This is a genomic window from Mesomycoplasma ovipneumoniae (assembly GCF_038095995.1).
Lineage (GTDB): Bacteria > Bacillota_I > Bacilli_A > Mycoplasmatales > Metamycoplasmataceae > Mesomycoplasma > Mesomycoplasma ovipneumoniae_F.
In genome coordinates this window covers 1,112,501-1,132,542 of record NZ_CP146005.1, presented here as the reverse complement: position 1 = coordinate 1,132,542, position 20,042 = coordinate 1,112,501, and the positions used below count along the sequence as shown (strand labels likewise).

At 30.0% G+C, this 20,042-nt stretch carries 13 protein-coding genes and 2 rRNA genes (1 of these 15 cut by a window edge); 8 read left to right on the top strand and 7 right to left on the bottom strand.

Annotated features, from left to right (window positions below; all coding sequences use genetic code 4):
- The first annotated feature begins 180 nt into the window (after positions 1 to 180).
- The 6 genes from rpmH (at position 181) to V3249_RS04190 (ending at position 7,831) form a co-directional block, all read left to right on the top strand.
- The gene (rpmH, locus tag V3249_RS04215) at positions 181 to 324 is read left to right on the top strand and encodes a 50S ribosomal protein L34 (protein WP_044284298.1); all 144 of its coding nucleotides are present in this window, start codon (positions 181 to 183) and stop codon (positions 322 to 324) included.
- Positions 325 to 338: 14 nt separating this feature from the next.
- Entirely contained in the window at positions 339 to 677 is a 339-nt protein-coding gene (gene rnpA, locus V3249_RS04210; RefSeq protein WP_044284280.1) for a ribonuclease P protein component, read from the top strand.
- On the top strand, positions 667 to 2,496 hold the full coding sequence (gene yidC / locus V3249_RS04205) for a membrane protein insertase YidC (RefSeq protein WP_341492151.1): 1,830 nt from the start codon (positions 667 to 669) through the stop codon (positions 2,494 to 2,496). Before rnpA ends, yidC begins: the two co-directional genes overlap by 11 nt.
- 98 nt (positions 2,497 to 2,594) lie before the next feature.
- On the top strand, positions 2,595 to 5,051 hold the full coding sequence (locus tag V3249_RS04200) for a hypothetical protein (protein WP_337902486.1): 2,457 nt from the start codon (positions 2,595 to 2,597) through the stop codon (positions 5,049 to 5,051).
- Positions 5,052 to 5,089: 38 nt separating this feature from the next.
- Positions 5,090 to 6,172 (top strand): hypothetical protein, encoded by a 1,083-nt coding sequence (locus tag V3249_RS04195; RefSeq protein ID WP_337902485.1) that lies wholly within the window; start codon positions 5,090 to 5,092, stop codon positions 6,170 to 6,172.
- A 405-nt stretch (positions 6,173 to 6,577) separates the two neighbouring features.
- Positions 6,578 to 7,831 carry an IS256 family transposase gene (locus V3249_RS04190; RefSeq protein ID WP_341517461.1) on the top strand — a complete coding sequence of 418 codons (1,254 nt, stop codon included), beginning with the start codon at positions 6,578 to 6,580 and terminating at the stop codon, positions 7,829 to 7,831.
- Between the two features lie 310 nt (positions 7,832 to 8,141).
- Here V3249_RS04190 and V3249_RS04185 read toward each other — a convergent pair whose 3' ends face one another.
- From V3249_RS04185 to V3249_RS04155, 7 genes are all read right to left on the bottom strand, one after another.
- Positions 8,142 to 8,282: a hypothetical protein gene (locus V3249_RS04185; protein WP_252263094.1), complete on the bottom strand. Its 141-nt coding sequence runs from the start codon at positions 8,280 to 8,282 to the stop codon at positions 8,142 to 8,144.
- Positions 8,283 to 8,596: 314 nt separating this feature from the next.
- Positions 8,597 to 11,065: a valine--tRNA ligase gene (locus tag V3249_RS04180; RefSeq protein ID WP_341517537.1), complete on the bottom strand. Its 2,469-nt coding sequence runs from the start codon at positions 11,063 to 11,065 to the stop codon at positions 8,597 to 8,599.
- Between the two features lie 10 nt (positions 11,066 to 11,075).
- Positions 11,076 to 12,998 (bottom strand): hypothetical protein, encoded by a 1,923-nt coding sequence (locus tag V3249_RS04175; RefSeq protein WP_337902438.1) that lies wholly within the window; start codon positions 12,996 to 12,998, stop codon positions 11,076 to 11,078.
- 3 nt (positions 12,999 to 13,001) lie between these two features.
- A complete protein-coding gene (locus tag V3249_RS04170) occupies positions 13,002 to 13,967 on the bottom strand; it encodes a LytS/YhcK type 5TM receptor domain-containing protein (RefSeq protein WP_337896756.1) in 966 nt (321 codons plus the stop codon).
- Between the two features lie 87 nt (positions 13,968 to 14,054).
- Positions 14,055 to 15,620, bottom strand: coding sequence for an MATE family efflux transporter (locus tag V3249_RS04165; protein WP_341517536.1), 1,566 nt, complete (start codon positions 15,618 to 15,620; stop codon positions 14,055 to 14,057).
- Position 15,621: 1 nt separating this feature from the next.
- Positions 15,622 to 16,104 (bottom strand): transcription elongation factor GreA, encoded by a 483-nt coding sequence (gene greA / locus V3249_RS04160; RefSeq protein ID WP_252263052.1) that lies wholly within the window; start codon positions 16,102 to 16,104, stop codon positions 15,622 to 15,624.
- Positions 16,105 to 16,143: 39 nt separating this feature from the next.
- On the bottom strand, positions 16,144 to 16,758 hold the full coding sequence (locus V3249_RS04155) for a BC85_0335 family putative methyltransferase (RefSeq protein WP_337902440.1): 615 nt from the start codon (positions 16,756 to 16,758) through the stop codon (positions 16,144 to 16,146).
- 511 nt (positions 16,759 to 17,269) lie between these two features.
- Between V3249_RS04155 and V3249_RS04150 the strand changes: the two genes are divergently transcribed.
- Both V3249_RS04150 and V3249_RS04145 read left to right on the top strand, forming a co-directional pair.
- Positions 17,270 to 18,801 (top strand): 16S ribosomal RNA (locus V3249_RS04150).
- Between the two features lie 439 nt (positions 18,802 to 19,240).
- Positions 19,241 to 20,042, top strand: a 23S ribosomal RNA gene (locus V3249_RS04145); it runs 2,098 nt beyond the window's last position.
- The 16S and 23S rRNA genes sit together here, the layout of an rRNA operon.

The following is a 20,042-nucleotide window of genomic DNA, read 5'->3' as shown; positions in this document are numbered from 1 at the left end:
TTTTTTTGATTTTCCTTCTTTTGTGGTAAAATTTAGAAACGTTTACTTTATTTTTATATAAGAATATAAAAAGTGTTAAAATTTAACTATACAATTTTGGGTGCAAGTCAACAAAAAAACTATGTTTTTTTAAATTTTAGCAATATTTTTAAAAAAACAAATAAAACAAAAGGAGATATCATGAAAAGAACATACCAACCAAATAAATTAAAACACATAAAAACTCATGGCTTCCGCGCACGTATGTCAACTGCTGACGGTAGAAAAATTTTAGCAGCTCGAAGATTAAAAGGTCGTAAAAGATTAACTGTATCAGATAAATAGTTTTTAGGATAATTTTGCAAAAAATTCCGACTATTAAAAAAAATTGAGAATTCCAAGCAATAATCGAATCTAAAAAACAGATAGTTACAAATTCTCTTATTCTTTATTATTCAAAATTTGCTTTTTTCGAAATTGGTATTTCAATTCCGAAAAAATTTGCTAATGCAGTTAAACGAAATTATTATAAAAGGCAAATCAAAAATATTCTTCACAGCCTTCAAAAAAATTGACCTTCTGCACCAAAATTTCGAGTAATTTTAATAACAAGAAAATCATTTTTAACACTTAATTTTAAAGAAAAAGAGAACGAAATTATTAAAATATTCAAAGAATTCCAAAAAAATGAAAAATAAACAAACACGACCAAAGGCTTTTGATTACTTCCAGAACCAAAACGGTTCAAAAAAAAATAGCTTCAAAAACTTCAAATCTATTTTCAAATTTTTGAAAGTCTTTTTTTACACTATTATTTTCGGAATTTCTCTAACCGGTTGTATTCAATCATTAGTTGTAAAAACTTCGCATAATGTTGGCGAAGCGCTTGAGTTTTATAATTCTAAAGAAGAAATAACCCCAAATTATACAATTTTTAAAAAATCAGAAAATGAAAGTGCGCCTGGTATTGAATTAGCTACAAAAAACAATAACTTTTTGATTTCAGCTGACTCAAAAAAAGTAAATCAAGAAAGCATTTTAAACGTCTTAAGACAACAAATTGGAGATAAAAATTCTGATTTTGGTGAGTTTAATTCACTTCTTTTGTTCCAAAATAATGAAAATGAATTTGAATATTTAAAAGGTGACAAAACTAATGAATTTATTTTTTTCAGTTCTGCACAAAAATCATATGAGCAAAAAACTGTTTGAACTGAAATAAAACTTCCATCTCCAAAATATTTTAGTCAAAAAGCTGATAAAAATTATTTTGAAAGTCTGCAGAACGCCAAAAGTTTGCCTATTAATAATTTTAATTTTCAAAATAACAATGATACAGCCAACATAACTGAAAAAATTGACCAGTTTTTCTTTAAAATAGACGACAAACTCCCTCCTGTTAATCGCAGTTATGCAATTTTTAGTCGTGATGTACTTCAAGTTCTTTATAATAAATTAATTGCATTGCCAGAATTTTCAAACAATAAATTGGAAAATGCAATTCAAGAATTTGAAACAAAAGCAGGAAAAGAAATTTCCCCTGAAACTGAAAAAATTATTTCCGGATATGCTGAGTCTATAAAAAAAATAATTTTTCCTATTAATTTTTCCCGAATTGATATACAAAACAAAACTTACAACTGGAATAATAACGACGAAGAATTTGCAAGAAAAATCGCTTTCCAAAATCAAGTTCCATCATTCCCGATTGTTAGTTGACTTGAGTCGTGGAAATTAGGGCCTTTTTATGCAATGTTTGTTTACCCGATTTCTAAAATAATTACTTGAGTAACCTCGTCTCAGTCATTATCTGCCTGATCTGGTTGAATAACAATTTTGGCGATTTTAACAATCGTTGTAATAACGAAACTTATTTCTTTTGCTTTCAGATTTAAAACAATTTTTGGTCAAAATAAGCAAAATGAACTGCAACTAAAAAAAGCTAAAATTGATGCAAAATACGAAAATTACAAAAAAAATAAAGTCATGCAACAACGTCATCGACAAGAAGTTGCCGATCTTTATAAGAAAAATAATTTTTCACCATTTGCGCCTTTTTCCCAAATTTTAGTAACTATGCCTATTTTTATAGCGGTTTGACGAGCACTCCAGGGAATTCCTAGCTTCAAAGTTACTTATTTTTTAGGTCTTGAATTAGCAGCAACTTCTTATCAAAAACTTTTTGACGGACAATGGATTTATCTTCCAATAATAATTATTACGGTTATAGTTCAAGGATTACAGCAAATAATCCCAAAACTTTTAAATAAAAATAAAACAAAAAGAATAATAAATGCTCAGGAAAATGAGACATATAAAAAACAAGTAAAAACACAAAGAATCATGTCGATAATTTTCGTGTTTTTTGGAGTAATTTTTCAAGCTTCACTTCAAATTTATTGAATTATTGGTGGTATTTGAGAAATTATGCAAGCACTTGGCGTTCATTATTTCCAAAAATCCAAGACTTATCGTGAAAAAGTTCAACCCTGAATGCGTAGGAAAAAATGGATCTAATAATATAAATAAAGGTTCGCAAAAATTCGCTAAAATAGTATTAAATGTTTAAAAAGTTTAAAAAGTTTAAAAAGTTTAAAAATCTACGGAGATACTAAATGAATAACAAAATTTCACCTTGTATTTGAACACTTATTTCAAATACACACCTTCGAAAAGCCGAAAGTTTAGAAATATTAATTAAAGCACTTTATTTAAATAAAGAAGAAATAAACCCAAATTTTAAAAGTAAATGGCTAAAAATTTACAAAAACAAAAACTGAAAACCAGTTGGAGATTTGAGCGAACACATAAGATTAGCCTCTCAACTCGGGATTGCAAAAACTAATATTTTAGTTAATGGACAGCAAAAACTTAATATTTTAGCTAAATTAATAAATAACGGAACAATAAAAGTGCGCGAATATATAAGCATTATTTTGTTTAATTTGGTTACTTTTATTAATGAAGAATATCGCCACTTGTTTAAAATGACGCTAGAATTGCTCAAAAAGAAGAAAAACGAACCAGTTTCGGTTGATGAAATTTTTGATAATTTTAATTTCGGAGAGCCTTCTTGTCCCGAGTTTGATGAAAAACTTCAGCGTTACAATTTAACACAAAAAGACCATATTTTTTATATCCTAATTTCTGGGATCTTTTTTGAAGTTTTATCTTTTCGCGAAAAAAGCCAACAATATAGCACAAAATTTTTTAAAATAAAACTTTTTGATTATTGATATTCAAGAATTGATGAACTAATAAGCAAATGCAACAATCAATTAGAATCGCATAATTTTGAAAAAGCAAGCGCTATAAGGCTAGATCCGGAAAAATGATCTAATTATTTAACCTCAAATTCTCAAGCAAATTATGACTATATCATAAGTGTTCTGGAAAATAAAACACAAGAAATACCTTCGGTTTTAGCTAAAAATCAAGCTTCAACTGAAACTACAAATGAAACTCAGACCGAAAAAGAAGACACTCAGAACGACTTGACATCCCAAAACGAAGTTTTAGATCAAACTGAACAACCAGAGACAACAACTAAGTTAAACGAACCTGAAATTAAAAATGTCGAAGACACAATGAAACCCGCTGAAAAAAAGTGTAATTCAGGCGAATTTTCCCAATTTTACACACCTACATTTAATAGTCAAGGTTGCTGCGAAAATGACCTCAAAACTTTATCAGAAAACCAAAATTATCCTATGAATTTAGGAGTAATTTTAGATTCTCAAGTAACATATTGACCTGAAAATACTGAGAAAAATTCAGAAAATTCACCCGAAGAATATTCAAACAAAACAAAAAAATCTTTGACTCGCATTTTACATTCTTCTGAAATTCTTTCCTGTCCTTGCGAAAATTCACAAACTATCAGTTCAAAATCATTAAATACAGAGTCAACTAAAATTGAGCACATCAAAACAGCAGAACAAAAAACAGAAGAGCCAGAAAAAGACTCCGTAGATTCAGAAAAAATTTGCTATTTACCGACAGAATCTCAAACCCAAATTAATGATGTAAAACCCCCAGCTTCTACATTTTTAAAATCCAGAGAGCATTATTATAATTATTTTATTAATAACGTATATAAATTAATCGACTTTTCAATTAAAAATTTACTAAATCAACCCAAATTTAAACAAAATTTCTTTAACTTATTAGAAAAAAGAAAAATTAAAGACGAAATCACAATAAGACAAAAACCAACAAAAATTATATCCGGTAAGAATATATTTTTAATTTCTCCATCCCAAAACCAAATTTATCTTGAAATTAAAAACGATATTTTTAAACACGATTTGGACAAAAATAACTATGAAATAGCTACTTTTTCTGATAGTTACACTATTCAAGATTTTGTTGGTTACAGTGATTTTAGTGTTGATGAAAAAAATCAGGCTAATTTTGTTCCCGGTCCATTTTCGCGGATTTTGAGAAGCTCATTTCGAAATCCAGATAAAAAATATTTCTTAATTCTTGAAAACATGGATAAAAAAGTTGGAATTGATTTAGTTTCACAACTAAAACCGCTTTTTTACCGCGATGAAAAAGCTGACAGTTTTTTTTCAATTTCACTTCCAGAAGTTTCTTCGTATGTTTTTTCAAATGAAGACCAAAAAATTTATATTCCCGCAAACCTTACAATTATTGCAACCGCTGTTGCCGATTTTGAAAAACAGGAATTTGACTTTCCGGTTGATTTACTAGAAAATTGAGATTTCAAACATTTACCTAACAAAAAGCAAGCTAATATTTTGCCAAAAAAAGAAATTTGTGACACTGGTTTGAATTGAGATGATTTTTTAAGAGTTTTAGAAAACCGGCTCGCTAATAAAAATCAGGACACCGTTTTACAACTTCCTTTTGAAATAGATCAAAATATATTGCAAAATCCCGATCTTTTTGCCAACAAAGTCCTATTTTTCTTATGAAGTTTTACTTTCAAAAATAAAAGAGAACTAATTTTTAGCTATGGTTCATATTTAAGTTTGGCAAATAAATTCATTAACTCCGAAGGACCTGAGCGCTTAAAAATCTTTAAAGCTAATTTTTTTGAGTCATAAAATGTATTAATTTTAGAAGGATTTATTTAAATTTAACTGTGAATTTTAACAAAAAAGTAAAAAAAATTTTTCGGCATTTTCTATTTAGTAGTTTTTGAATACCACAAACTGTTTTTATCATAGCCTCATGTGGAGATACTGATAAAACTGATGATGGGTTTAAAAATCCAATAGGTCTGGGCGTTCAAAATGCTGTAAATTTGAAAAAATTCATTAATTCAGAGAGTTTAATTGAAATTCCTGCCGAAAAACAGCAGCAAATATACGAGCAAAAAGATTCACAATTTTACCTACTTAATCTAACGGATGCTCCAAAAATTTCAAATTCACAAAAAATAGATCCCGAATATATATCAAGATTCAGTCCAAATTCACAAATAACATACTTAAACTTAATAAATCGCTACTACAATTCTAAGCAACTTCAAAAAACTAAGCGCCAATTAAATCAAGGCCCTGACTCAATTTATGTCCCAACTGTAGCCGAAAATGCAAAGGATTTTTGGTTTGTTTATGTAATTCCAACTTCAGTTGGTTTCACAGAATTTGAACAAAACGGCCAAAAAATCAGCATACCCGAAAATTCAACAAAATTCCCTCGAACCTTAACCCCGTATTCTTCTGTTGAGTTAAAATTACTAAAAAAAGATCTAATTTCAAATGATAGCAAGAATTATTTGCAAATAAATGTTAATCAAATGCTCAATTCTTTCGCTTATAAAAGAAAAGATCCTAACGATCCCCAAAGTACAGAAAAAAATTTATTTGGCTTTCTTGAATCAGAAACATTCCCTAATTACAAGCTTTATTTAAAAAATATTGATTTTGTAAAAAAAGAAATCACTTTCACATTAGATCAAAAACAAAACAATCTAAAACACGAAATAACGCAAAAAAATTCCCTAGATTCAAACATTTCAGTGATTAATTTGGAGTATAAATCTGATAAATATGAAAAAAACGCTAATCCCGAAGCATTTTTTTCTAAAACAGAAGATCCAAAAAATAAATTATCAGATTATCCGTTTGTTAGATTTTTTACCCAAACTTTTGTTGTTCCTTTTGAAGGTAAAACAACTAACTTTGACAATAATTTTTCTATAATAATCGAAAAAAAATAGTTTATTTTTTCGTAAAATCCCGATTTTCCCACTTTGATGAGATAATCTTAAAAAAGCGTCCGGTTGCCGCTTTTTTAACTTTTTTTTGGCAAAAATTAATTACCTATTTTAAAACACTAGCAAAAATCAACTTATGGATAAAACAACAAAATTCATAAAAAATACAACTACTATTTAAACTCAATGCAAATAAAAACGAGTTTTCTATTTGAATTGAGCCTAAAAAAACATATGAAGTTTTGAAAGAACAATAACCAAAAGCCCTAAATTTATAGATTTCTAAACGGGTAAATTTAAGGCATTCCATCATATTTAAAAATATAATGGATAATTCGGGTAATGTTAAATATTTTGTGTTTTTAAAGTAAATTTATTTTGATAAAATTTATTATGAAGGACCAAAATATGAAAAAACAGCAAAAAACATTATCCCCATTTGAGTTAGAAGCTAAAAAACTTGTTGACAAATACGCTGATTATAAAAAAATAAAAAAAGAAGATTTTCACAACGAAATTTCGCATATGTTTAAAACTTTTACTGAGGCGCTCTTAAGGGCGGAATTAAGCCAACATTTAGGCTATGAAAAAAGTAACCGAAGCAAAAAAGGCGTGCATAGGCCAAATAAGCGAAACGGATTTTCGGACAAAACTGTGAATTATAATCATAATAGTTTTCGTCTAAAAATACCAAGAGATCGAAATGGCACTTTTGAGAACAAATTACTCGGTAAATACGAAACAAATTTAGGCGATATCGAAGAGCAAGTGTTTTCACTTTTTGCATCAGGAATGTCATATGAAAATATTGTTAACACAATAAAAAGTATCTATAAAAAAGAAATAAGTAATGCCTGAATTTCTTCAGTTACTGACAAATTATTGCCTGAAATTGAAAAGTGAAAATCGCGAAAAATTGAGAATTCCTATCCAATTTTGTACATTGATGGGATGTTTTTTAATGTTAAAGAAAACGGTGTTTTTGTCAAAAAATCACTTTATCTTATTCTTGCAATTGATTGGGACGGAAATAAAAAAGCACTGGGATTTTGGATTAAAAATACCGAATCAGCAAGTAATTGACTTGATGTTTTTAACGAACTAAAAACTCGCGGGCTGGAAGATGTTCTAATAATTTCTTGCGATAATCTAAGCGGAATTAGTCAAGCAATTGAAGCGGTTTTCCCGCAAACAGATGTTCAAAAATGTGTTGTTCACCAAATTAGAAACTCGCTTTTAAAAGTTTCTAACAAAGACAAAAAAGAGTTTGTCCTTGATATGAAAAAGATTTATCAAGCGGCTAATCAAGAATTTGCAATGCAAAATCTTGATAAATTTGCGGAAAAATGAGGCCAAAAATATCCTTCAATTATCAAGTCTTGGTATACAAATTTCGTTGAACTAACGACATTTTTTAAATATCCATATGAATTGAGGCAAGCAATTTATACGACAAATTTAATTGAGTCAATGAATAGAATAATTAGGAAAAATACAAAAACAAAAGGCGGAATTCAAAGTGTAAATTACCTTTCAAAAATAACTTATTTAACTCTCCAAAACGCATCTACAAAATGACAAAAGGTAAGAAATTGATTCATGATTAAAAAACAATTAGAAATTATTTTCCCTAATCGGTTAAATAATGTAAAATTAAATTAGATTACATTTCTATTTGAAAAATCCATAAAAATTTAAAACACAAGATTATGAACACACCCATAATTCGCATTTTCTAATTTTTACGGTAAAAACATAATTAATTCCCCCTTAATTCAATATCAAAATTTATTAATTCATTCTTAAGTTAGCTTAATTATAACATAACTTTATTTTTGACCAAGCATTTTTTTTTTTTTTTTTGCAAAAGGTTAATTTTCCCGAGTTTCCCAGTTTCATAAGGTAATTTTAAAAAAGTATCCGGTTTTAGGGACTTTTTTAAGTTTTTTGGTAAAAGTTGGTTACAATTTTATTAGTGATTTATTAAGATATCAAAGTAAAAATCATATCTATTTCAAATGTTTGGATCGCTAGGGACACCATCGTGTTTTTTAAATATAATTTGCTGATCTAAAGTGTTAAATTCAACCCTTTGTCTTAATTTTTGCAACATCGATACTAAACCAACTTAGTTAATTTTTGTTTTTTCATAATTTATAATTATACCATAAAATTACTTAAAATGCTACCAAATGCTACTTATAAAATTAAGGTTTTACATTAAAAAAACACCGATTTACGGGTGTTTCTTCATATTTATATTCACTAAAAAGTGAATTTTTGTCTTAAAACTGGGAAACTCGGGAAAAATTAAGATTTTAGCGGCAAAAAACCCGAATTTACGGGTATTTTTTCATATTCAGATTCACTAAAAAGTGAATTTTTGCCATCAAAGCGGGGAACTAGGGGTAATCGGAAAAAAATAAACTATTTTTTTTCGTAAAATTCTAATTTTTCCTTAAATTTCTTAAGTTTTTCACGTTCTTGTTCAACCTTTTCTTTAGGCGCTTTTTCAACAAATTTTTGATTAGAAAGCAAAGTTTCTGCCCTTAAAATTTCGCTTTTTAAGAACTGAATTTCTTTTTTATCGTTTTCTTCTTGTGCTTTTTTTACTTCTTCAGGAATTTTAAGCGAAATTTTAAAGTTTTTGGTTTTAATAATAAATTCATTGTTTGGAACCCATTTTCCAAAAACAAATTTACTAATAATCTCAATTTCTTCTTTTTGAAACTCAGCATCAAGAACGCAAAATTCCAACATAATTTTCTTTGAAATCTGTAAATTTTCACGGTAAAATCTTAAACTATCGATAATTTCAAGGATATTTTCGACCTTTTGATTGTCACTAAATCGCCTAACTCTAGGCATTTTTTGTTCCAAAATTTCCTCATTAAAGATTTCTTCCATCAAAAAATCAGTCAAAAAAGGCATAAAAGGGTGCAAAATTATCAAGACACTTTTTAATAATTTTCTAGCATAAAAACCGTTTTGTCTAGTTTTAATCAATTCTATATAACGAGAAGAAAAATCTCCAAAAATAAAATTATTAATTTCGGTTCCAATAACACTAAAATTATATTTTTTAATGTTTTTTACAATTTGTTTTTTAAAATCATAAATTTTACCTTCCATTCAAAAGTCGATAAAATCTGGTTTTCTATGAGAATTATCTAAGCTTTTAATATATTTTGCAATATTTCAAAGTTTATTGCTTAAATTTCAAGCTGAATTTAATTTTTCAACGCTAAATCTTATATCTTTTCCTGGACTTGAGTTAAAAAGAAGCATTTGTCTTAAAGAATCTGACCCGTATTTTTCAATTATTTCCATAGGATCAATCCCGTTTCCGAGTGATTTTGACATTTTTCGCCCTTCTTCATCGCGAATAAGGCCGTGAAGTAGAACTTTTTCAAACGGTTTTTTATCCATAACAAAAAGAGAGGAAAAATACATTCTAGCAACTCAGAAAAACAAGATATCTCACCCAGTAACGAGCAAATTTGTCGGAAAATAGGACTTAATTAATTCAGAATTATTAGGCCATCCTAAAAAAGAAAAGGCGCTAATTCCTGATGAAAATCAAGTATCAAGAACGTCTGGATCTTGAGTTCAACCTTGACCAGGTGATGCTATTTGCACCTTAAATTCGTCATTTTTATACCAAACAGGGATTCTGTGACCTCATCAAAGTTGGCGTGAAATAGTTCAGTCGTGGATTTTGTCAAATCATTTTCTTAAATTTTTCTCAAATCCGCGTGGATAAAATAGAACTTTATCTTTTGAATTCAAGTGTGAAATTAAAGACTGAGCTAATTCATCCATTTTGACAAATCACTGTGGTTTTTTAAGAATTTCGACGATTTCACCACTTCTTTGTGAAAATCCGACATTTGAAACAACGTCTTCAGTCTTAATCAAAAGGCCTTCATTTTCAAGTTTTTTTGCGATTAAATCTCTGGCCTGAAATCGATTTTTACCTTCAAATTCAAGGGTATTTTTATTTAAATTACCATAGTCATCAATGCAATCTTCGGCCGACAAGCCATTTTTTTCTAAAATTTCAAAGTCCAAAATCGAATGAGCCGAAACTTTCATAACCCCTGAGCCAAAATCTTGACTGACATTTGAATCACCAATTATTTTTATAATTTTTTTAGTCAAAGGATGAATAACTTCTTTGCCAATAAAGCTTGAATATCTTTTATCTTTTGGATTTACGGCTAAGACAACGTCGGATGAAATAGTTTCAATTCTTGTTGTTGCCACGGTCAAAAATTCGCTCGAGTCTTTCAAAAAGTACTTTAAATAATACATTTTTTGGTTTACAGGTTTGTTAATAACCTCAATATTTGAAAGCGCGGTTTGTAGCTTTACATCCCAATTTATCGCTCTTTTTCCGCGATAAATCAAATTTTTTTCTCATAATTTGATAAAAAAATTTGAAACAGCAACCTGAGCCTCATCATCAAGGGTAAATCTTTCTTTGGAATAATCAAAGGCAATTCCTAATTTATTTCACTGTTCTTTGATTTTTATGTATTGCTGATCTTTTCACTGATAGCATTTTTCGATGAATTTTTGGCGGCCTAAATCGAATTTAGAGATATTTTTTTCTGCTAAAAAAGCTTCAACTTTTGCCTGAGTAGCGATTCCGGCATGATCAACACAAGGCAATAAAAGAACGTCAAAGCCTTGAAGTTTATGAAATCTAATCAAAGAATCTTGAATAAAAATATTTCAAGCATGACCTAAATGCAAGTGTCCTGTAACATTTGGGGGCGGACTTATGATGGAAAAAGGTTTTTTTGGATTTGTGCTAGCATAAAAAAAACGCTTATCAAGTCATTTTTGGTTTCTATTTTTTTCAACTGTTTTATGATTATATTTATTTTCCATGATTCACCCATTATAAATTTATGACAAGAATATCTTCGTCCAAAAGTGTATTTTGGCTTGAAAATTCGTTAGTTACTTTTATATTTTTGATAGGATTTCAAAAATCAGCATAATATTCAAAATTGTTGTTGATTCCAGAGGGGTTTTTTCGAAAAACTTCGTTTTGTATTTGCTTGTAAAGTTGCGTTTCAAGCAAATACAAATTAGTTCGATCAAAACTACTATTTTGGTAAAAAAACTTAGCAAATGTGGTTTTTGGCGTCAAAGGCAAATCTACCTCTTGAATATATTCAATTAAAGTACCGTTTTCAATAAAAACAATGCTAAAATCACGAATAGGTTTGATTGACCGCTTTGCACAAATGAAAAGTTGGACTAAATTGTCGCCATCATTAAAAAAATGCTGAAAAAGTTTTTGTTTGTAAGTAGTGCCTAAGTAAAAAGAATTTTCGTCAAACAAAAAGCGAGAATAATTGCCCATTTTTGTTTTTTTTAGTTCTAAAAAAAACAAAATATTTTCAGGAAGCTCACCGTAAAATTGGTAAAGAATGTCAAAATTAATTTTGTTTTCAAAGCAAAAAATCAAAAATTGATTTTTTCTCAAAAAAGTATCAATTCTGCTTAAATTATAATAGTAAAAAAAATTTTTTAAGTCCACCAAGGTGTCTCTTAAAAAAGCAAAATGAGTCCAATATTCGCTTTTTGAAATTTTATTTTTTAGTCTTCTTAACTTGTTTTCAATAGAAGCAACTCAAAGTCTTTTTGCAAAAAAAGAGTTACGAAAATTCTTCTTTTTAAGGCTTTTTTTCATTCTAATTACTTCATGTTGTCACAAAACATTCGCGCGTAGCAAAGTTTTGCTGTTTACTTTAAGATTTTGGTAGTAGGGATTTTCCTTGCGAAAAGAGTTAATTTTCTTTGTTCTAAAGTGTTTTTGTGCCTTTTTATTTTTTTCTTCAAGCATTTTTTGCTGACGATTTTTTTTCCAAAAAAGTCAAAAATCATCAGCAAAAGTTTTATCAAAAAAGTTTTGGACACTTGGAATATTATCAAGACTTTTTTGATTTAACAGTTTAGACATCCAAACTTCAAATTCGTAGTAAATTTGAAATATTTGCTCAGTTGACAGTCACCTGAAATTTCCACTTTGTTTTATCAAATTCAAAAAGCAAGTATAGCCAGTAGTAAAAATTTTTATTTTATAAAGGTCGGCATCGGCCGAATTTGTTAGCGAATTATGTTGGCTAATAATGTTTTTTATATCGTTTTTAATAATTTTTAGTGCATTTTGGGTTGTTTCATTGCTTTTAAAGTTGTCAAATTTAGAATCAAAAAAAGGGTTGCTAAGTTTTAATTCTTGGTTTAAATTTTCTTGCTCAACTTTTGGATTTAATTCTGTTTTTATGTACAGATTATAAAAATTTTCGTTTAATTTTTTATAATCGCTTTTAATTTTATTGACCATTTCGGTAAAATTAAAAGAAAAAAAAGCACTTTTTTCCAATAAATTAGTTATTTGATTATCCATATTTGTCAGAAATTGATCAATTTCGGGCATTGTTAGATACAACATGTATTTTCTTGTTGTATTAGTTTCAATTTCAAATGGCTTTGTGTTTCAATGGGATAAAAGAACCTGAATAACGAGCTTTTTTTTAATTCTTTCATACATTTCTTTTGATAAAAAATCTGAAAAACAACTGTTTTTGCTGTAATCATAAGGTCTGTCGTTTTCAAGAATAAATCCATTATAAGAATTTTCTTTTTGAAGAATTGTTTTGAATTCATTAAAAAAATTTGGATCAGAAGAATAAATAAATCCGCATTGTTTTGCATCTAATTCAAGACTAAAATAGTTTCAATACTTATTTTTTATATTATGAAAAACAAGTTTTTGCTTTTTCTCGTTATTAAAATTAATAATATTTTCCATAATTTAAGTAAGAGAGTAAGAGAATTTTTTATAAACTAGCGGTAAAACAGCTCTTGCAGTGAAATAAATAACAGAGGCATTAATCCAAATTTTGATAGGGGAAATAATTATATGCGTCAAAAAAGCGGTTTCAAAATTATTAAGTGCACCAGATTCTACATCACCTTTTGCGGCAAGAACACTTGCAATTGGCTCATGTAAGGCAGAAAATGCAACGATTGGAACAAGAGTTAAATATCGCTCATTTTTACGGAAAAAGTTAATAAAACGAGCAACAAGTAAAAAGATAATCATTGAAAAAGTACCAAAAAGAATCAAAATTAAAAACGAAGTTTTGCTAGAAATGAAGCGCGCTTTGCTAAAATCAATAGAAGAATTAAACATAACCGTCGAAATAACTGCCGAAGCTATTAAAGCCAGGACAAAAAAGCTCGATATTCAATAAAAATTCAATAAAGCTTTTTCTTCAGTTCAGGCTTGAACTTTAGCAACTTTTTTTTGTAATCTAAGCAATTTTTGCCGCATTTTTCGCTCTAAGTTTGAATCTTTTGAGTTATGGCTAATTGCATGATAAGTGTAGTTAAAAATTTCTCGCTTTTGGGTAAAAATTTTATCTCCTAGGCGTTCTAAAATTTTATCTTTTTGAAATCATTTTTTCCCTTGAACAACAAAAAATCAAAAGAAAATGCCAGGAATAAACCCAGTAAGTGAAAGACTAAGAGTATAATACCAAGAATAAACGCCCGGAATGAACAAAAAAGTAATTAAATCTGATAAAAAACCAGTTAAAAAACCAACTATTGGCCCAAAAATAAAGCCTGTTATTTTAATCGGCAGTCCAATAATTGAAAAGCGAAAATTAGGCAAAAGAGCAAAAGGAGCCAATCTGACTCCGATTATTAACATAATTACCGAAATTGATATGAAAATCGCCACAAAAGAGATTTTCATATTCGTCAACTTAGCCATGAAATTTCTCCTTTTGCCAAAATTTTCCCCTTATAAAATGAGTTTAACTTAATAAATTATAGCAAAAAAATTATAAACAACAACATTTTAGATAGATTCTTTTAGAGCCGAATTTTCAAGCGTCAAATTAATCGCCCAATTGCTTTTTAGATAAATTAATTCAAAAATAATTCACTTTAGAATATCTGAAAGGTAAAAAACTGTCAGTGAAATAAAAAGTTTTAAATGAACTTCAGAAATCAGAGGGATAAAAACTAAAACTATAAGAATTTGTCAAACAAGTTGACCTATACCGGTAAAAAAATCTCACCAACTAGCAAAATTAGCCCGTCCGCCGGCCTTAATTATTGTCAAAGAGGCATTGATTTGAACCCAAATTGGATTAATTAAAATTATAACTATACAGATAATAAAAATCTGATTTAGATAAAAGTCAACGGCTAAAACTTTTTGAGCGTCAATAATCGCTTGGTCAACTGATAAATTATTTTCCTTAAAATAATCAGAGAGTCCTTTTTGAACTTGTTCTTTAATTCCTGTTGTGATCAAGTCAGTTTTTGTGATAGCAAAAACGATAATAAAGGCAACAACTGACATAACAACTGAAACAACAAATAAAAAACCTTTTAACATTGCAGCGTTTTTTTTGGCTAGTTCAATTTTATTTTGACCTAAATTTTGACCAACAACAATCGAAACACTTGTCTGAATTGAGGCAAAAGTTGTAAAAAAAATGTTAGCAATTGTGAGAATTATTCCTGAAATAGTTAAGAATCCAATACCTCAAAATTTATAAAAGCCACTGCCATCGTCAATTCCAATTGAACCAGGCGGCAAACTTTGGGATCAAAGAACGGAACGGACTGAAATGATTAAAGAGGCAATAGTTACAAGCGACATTCCGACAAAACGGGCAAAAAACTGCTTTCAAATTTGTCTCTCAATTTGAAACATTTTTAAAATTGAGAGACTAATTTCTTTTCTATAAAAAAGTTGATACAAATACATTAAAAAAGAGGTTATTAGTCTTGAAATTACAGTTGCAAGCGCCGAACCAGCGACTCCCATTAGCGGAATTAGCAAAAAATTAAGGCCAATATTCGTTACTAAGGTCAAAGTGTTAAAAAGAACAGAAACTTTCATTACCCCAATTTCACGCAGAATTCCTGAGGAAGTGACAATGTAGGCAAACAAGATTCAAGAAAAACTTATTATAAATAAGTAACTTTTTGCTTGATCAAAAATACTTTGGTCTAAACCCGACGAACCCCTTCTTCACTGAACGACTCTGAGCAGACTTTCAGGAAAAGCTCACGAGAGAACAGCAAAAAATAAAATAACAATAAAAGAAAGAATATATCTAATATTATTTACTTGTTGGGCCAGTTTAAATTCTTTTTTTCCTCAGTATTGGGCAAAAATAATTGACCCGATTGTGTTAATCGAAATTATAAAAGAAAAAACGATTCCTGTTCAAAAATTGGCCATCCCGACAGCCGTAATTCCGCCACTGATTTGGGAAACCATGAAATTATCAACAAAATTATTTATCGAAATAAAAAGCGTTGCTAAAATTACTGGGATAGTAATTTTAGCAAATTTTTTCCACATTTCTGGCGAATCAGGAAAAAATTTTTTTATTGAAAAATGCATTTTATTCGTTAGTTACTTCCAAAATTTTAACCGAATATTTTTCATTTACATCAACTTCAACTTCATCGCCTTCATGTTGACCTAAAAGAACTTGTGCAATCGGCGAAAAATTGGAAATTTTATTGGCAAAAGGATCAGCGTCAATTGAAGAAACGATTTGAAAAGTTTGAACTAAACCACTTTCGAGATTTTTAAGGGTAACTTTTGATCCAATTGAAACTCGTTTTGATCCTGAACGAGTTTCAATTATTTTTGCTTTGGCAATAATAGCTTCAAATTCACGTATTTTTGACTCAATTATCCCTTGTTTTTCACGGGCTACATCATATTCGGCATTTTCAGAAAGATCGCCTTGAGAACGAGCGTCTTTGATTTCTTGAATTACATTAACACGCTCAACATTTATTAAATGTTCAAGTTCTTTTTTTATTTCATCAAGTTTTTGTTGGGTTAAAAGAACTTCATCATTCATTATTTTTTTCATTTTTTTTCCTTTTTAAACAATTTTTAGTAAAATTTTAATTTATTTTTTTTGAATTATCAAAAAATCATAATAAAAAAATTCATCGAAGTGAATTTTGTGCAATTTTAACATTTTTAAAATTGCCCTTCGCTGCTTTTTTTTATATTTTCAGATTAAGTGTCCACCAATTTTAACCTTTTCTAAAAATTCTTGAAAATTTTTAGGGTTAATTTCTGCCGAAATTAAAATAAAATCAAAAAAAGCTTCGCAATTGCTTGTGTAATTTAGATTATTTATTTGCAATTTTTCAAGATTTTTTGCCAAACTGTTTTGATCAAGATGAGATTCAAAAACTGTATTTGTTGAATTTTGGATATTTTTCTGACTAAGACAAGCCACAATTCCGTCTTTTTCAACAAATAAATTTGCTTTTGAATTTGTTTCCCTTATTTTATTAATAACAAATTCAAGACTTTCAACGAGCCAGATATCGCTTTCTAATTCAGTGACTTGTGATTTTAGTTCTATTCACTGGTCATAATTTTGACTTTGGTGTTCAAAATTATATTTTTTAATTAATTTATTTTTTTTGACTCATGTTCAAACAAAGGAGACTAGCGCAACCAAAAGTGCAAAAATTCCTGTTATTAATAAAACAATTTTTCAAATCGGCATATTTCTCCCCTAAAAAACATTAATATAATAAATTATAAGTTTTTTTGTAAAAGCAGCAAAAAAATAAAAACAAGCAAATTTTCCCAAAATAAATATGTAAAAATTTGCAAATTTGAAAAAAAATATTTTTATTTGATTAAAAATTTTAAAAAAATATTTTTTTTCAAATTGGTGGGTCATTTTCGAGATTATCTTTGGCTGATGCAAAGCAAAAAATCTCCTAAAATTTTACAAAATTTATAAAAAAAATTAGCAAAAATGGCTATATATAATATAAATTAAAGAAGAAAAAAAATTTTTTTATTTTTTTCTTGGTTTTTTTATTTTGCCGGGTTATAATAACTAAGCTTTGTTTCAAATGAAGAAACAGGCAGCGTAAAAAAAAAAAAAAAATTATTTGTAAAAAATTTTTTTGTGATATAATTAGAGTTACGCTGTTAAAACGGCAAAAAAATTTTTAGATCTTTCAAAACTAGGTATATAATTTCAAAACCAATTTCAAATTGAACGCAATCATGAGAGTTTGATCCTAGCTCAGGATAAACGCTATCTGTGTGCTTAATACATGCATGTTGAACGGAATATGTTAGCTTGCTAATATATTTAGTAGCAAATGGGTGAGTAACACGTACCTAACCTACCTTTTGGACCGGGATAACTATTGGAAACAGCAGCTAATACCGGATAAAATAAAAAAATGCATGTTTTTTTATTAAAAGGAGCCTTTAAAGCTCCACCAAAAAATGGGGGTGCGCAACATTAGTTAGTTGGTAGGGTAAAGGCCTACCAAGACGATGATGTTTAGCGGGGCCAAGAGGCTGTACCGCCACACTGGGATTGAGATACGGCCCAGACTCCTACGGGAGGCAGCAGTAAGGAATATTCCACAATGAGCGAAAGCTTGATGGAGCGACACAGAGTGCAGGATGAAGTCTTTAGGGATGTAAACTGCTGTTGTAAGGGAAGAAAAAACTAGATAGGAAATGATTTAGTCTTGACGGTACCTTATTAGAAAGTGACGGCAAACTATGTGCCAGCAGCCGCGGTAATACATAGGTCGCAAGCGTTATCCGGAATTATTGGGCGTAAAGCGTCCGCAGGTTTTTTGTTAAGTTTAAGGTTAAATGCTAAAGCTCAACTTTAGTTCGCTTTAGATACTGACAAAATAGAATTATGAAGAGGTTAGCGGAATTCCTAGTGGAGCGGTGGAATGCGTAGATATTAGGAAGAACACCAATAGGCGAAGGCAGCTAACTGGTCATATATTGACACTAATGGACGAAAGCGTGGGGAGCAAACAGGATTAGATACCCTGGTAGTCCACGCCGTAAACGATGATCATTAGTTGGTGGCAAAAGTCACTAGCACAGCTAACGCGTTAAATGATCCGCCTGAGTAGTATGCTCGCAAGAGTGAAACTTAAAGGAATTGACGGGAACCCGCACAAGCGGTGGAGCATGTGGTTTAATTTGAAGATACGCGTAGAACCTTACCCACTCTTGACATCCTCGCAAAACTATAGAGATATAGCGGAGGCTAACGAGATGACAGATGGTGCATGGTTGTCGTCAGCTCGTGTCGTGAGATGTTAGGTTAAGTCCTGCAACGAGCGCAACCCTTTTCTTTAGTTGCTAACATTAAGTTGAGAACCCTAGAGATACTGCCGGTGCAAACCGGAGGAAGGCGGGGATGACGTCAAATCATCATGCCTCTTACGAGTGGGGCAACACACGTGCTACAATGGCTACTACAAAGAGCAGCGAAACAGTGATGTCAAGCTAATCTCAAAAAAGTAGTCTCAGTTCGGATTGAAGTCTGCAACTCGACTTCATGAAGTCGGAATCGCTAGTAATCGCAGGTCAGCTATACTGCGGTGAATACGTTCTCGGGTTTTGTACACACCGCCCGTCACACCATGGGAGTTGGTAATGCCCAAAGTCGGTGAGTTAACCTCGGAGACCATTGCCTAAGGCAGGACCGATGACTGGGGTGAAGTCGTAACAAGGTATCCCTACGAGAACGTGGGGATGGAACACCTCCTTTCTACGGAAAATTACTACTACTAAATGTGGTTAAAATCAAACTAACACATTAGAAAATTTAATAATTTGAAATAATTTGTTCTATTAATTCATTTTCTCCTTGTTTAGTTTTGTAAATATTATTTTTTTGTAAAGTAAATTTTTTTAACTTTTTTTAATGAATTTTTTAATACAATAGCAATTTGAAATTGATTATGTACCTAGTTTTGAGAGCTCTAAAACTCTCAAAATGTCTGAAAAAGACAATTAGCTCTTTCAAAACTGAATAGTAACAATTTTATATCTGATCTAAAAATCAGATAATATTCCAAAGTCTTTTAAAATTAAACCGAGTTTATTTTTAAAATTTTATAACTTTTAGTTATAAAAAACTCTAAAATTGTTAAAATACCTTAAGATATATTATCTAAATAGGCTATACTCAGAAGATAGTTTTAACTTTTTAAATAAATAAGAGTATTTGGTGGATGCCTTGGGTCTGAAAGTCGATGAAGGACGTGATTACCTGCGATAAGCTTCGTGGAGCTGGAAATAAGCTATGATACGGAGATTTCCGAATGGGGAAACCCAACCTAGCAAACCTAGGTTGCGCTTTAATGAATTCATAATTAAAGCAGCGAGATACGTTGTGAATTGAAACATCTTAGTAACAACAGGAAAAGAAAATAAATAATGATTCCCAAAGTAGTGGCGAGCGAAATGGGAGGAGCCCAAACCGTTTTTACGGGGTTATAGGACATTTTAATTGAGTTACAAAATTATATAATAGCAGAAAAAGTTGGAATGCTTTGACAAAGAAGGTGAAATCCCTGTACGCAAAATTATATAATCTCATAAATGTATCCTGAGTAGGGCGGGGCACGTGAAACCCTGTCTGAATTTGCCAGGACCACCTGGTAAGGCTAAATACTAATCAGACACCGATAGTGAACTAGTACCGTGAGGGAAAGGTGAAAAGAACCCCGAGAGGGGAGTGAAATAGATTCTGAAACCATTTACTTACAAGTAGTCAAAGCACGTTAATGTGTGATGGCGTACATCTTGCAGTATGGTCCGGCGAGTTATGTTAGCAAGCAAGGTTAAGCGGATTAAAGCGCAGCCGTAGGGAAACCGAGTCTGAATAGGGCGTTTAGTTTGTTGACATAGACCCGAAACCAGGTGATCTATCCGTGAGCAGAATGAAACTTTGGTAAAACAAAGTGGAGGTTCGAACCGTAGTACGCTAAAAAGTGCCCGGATGAC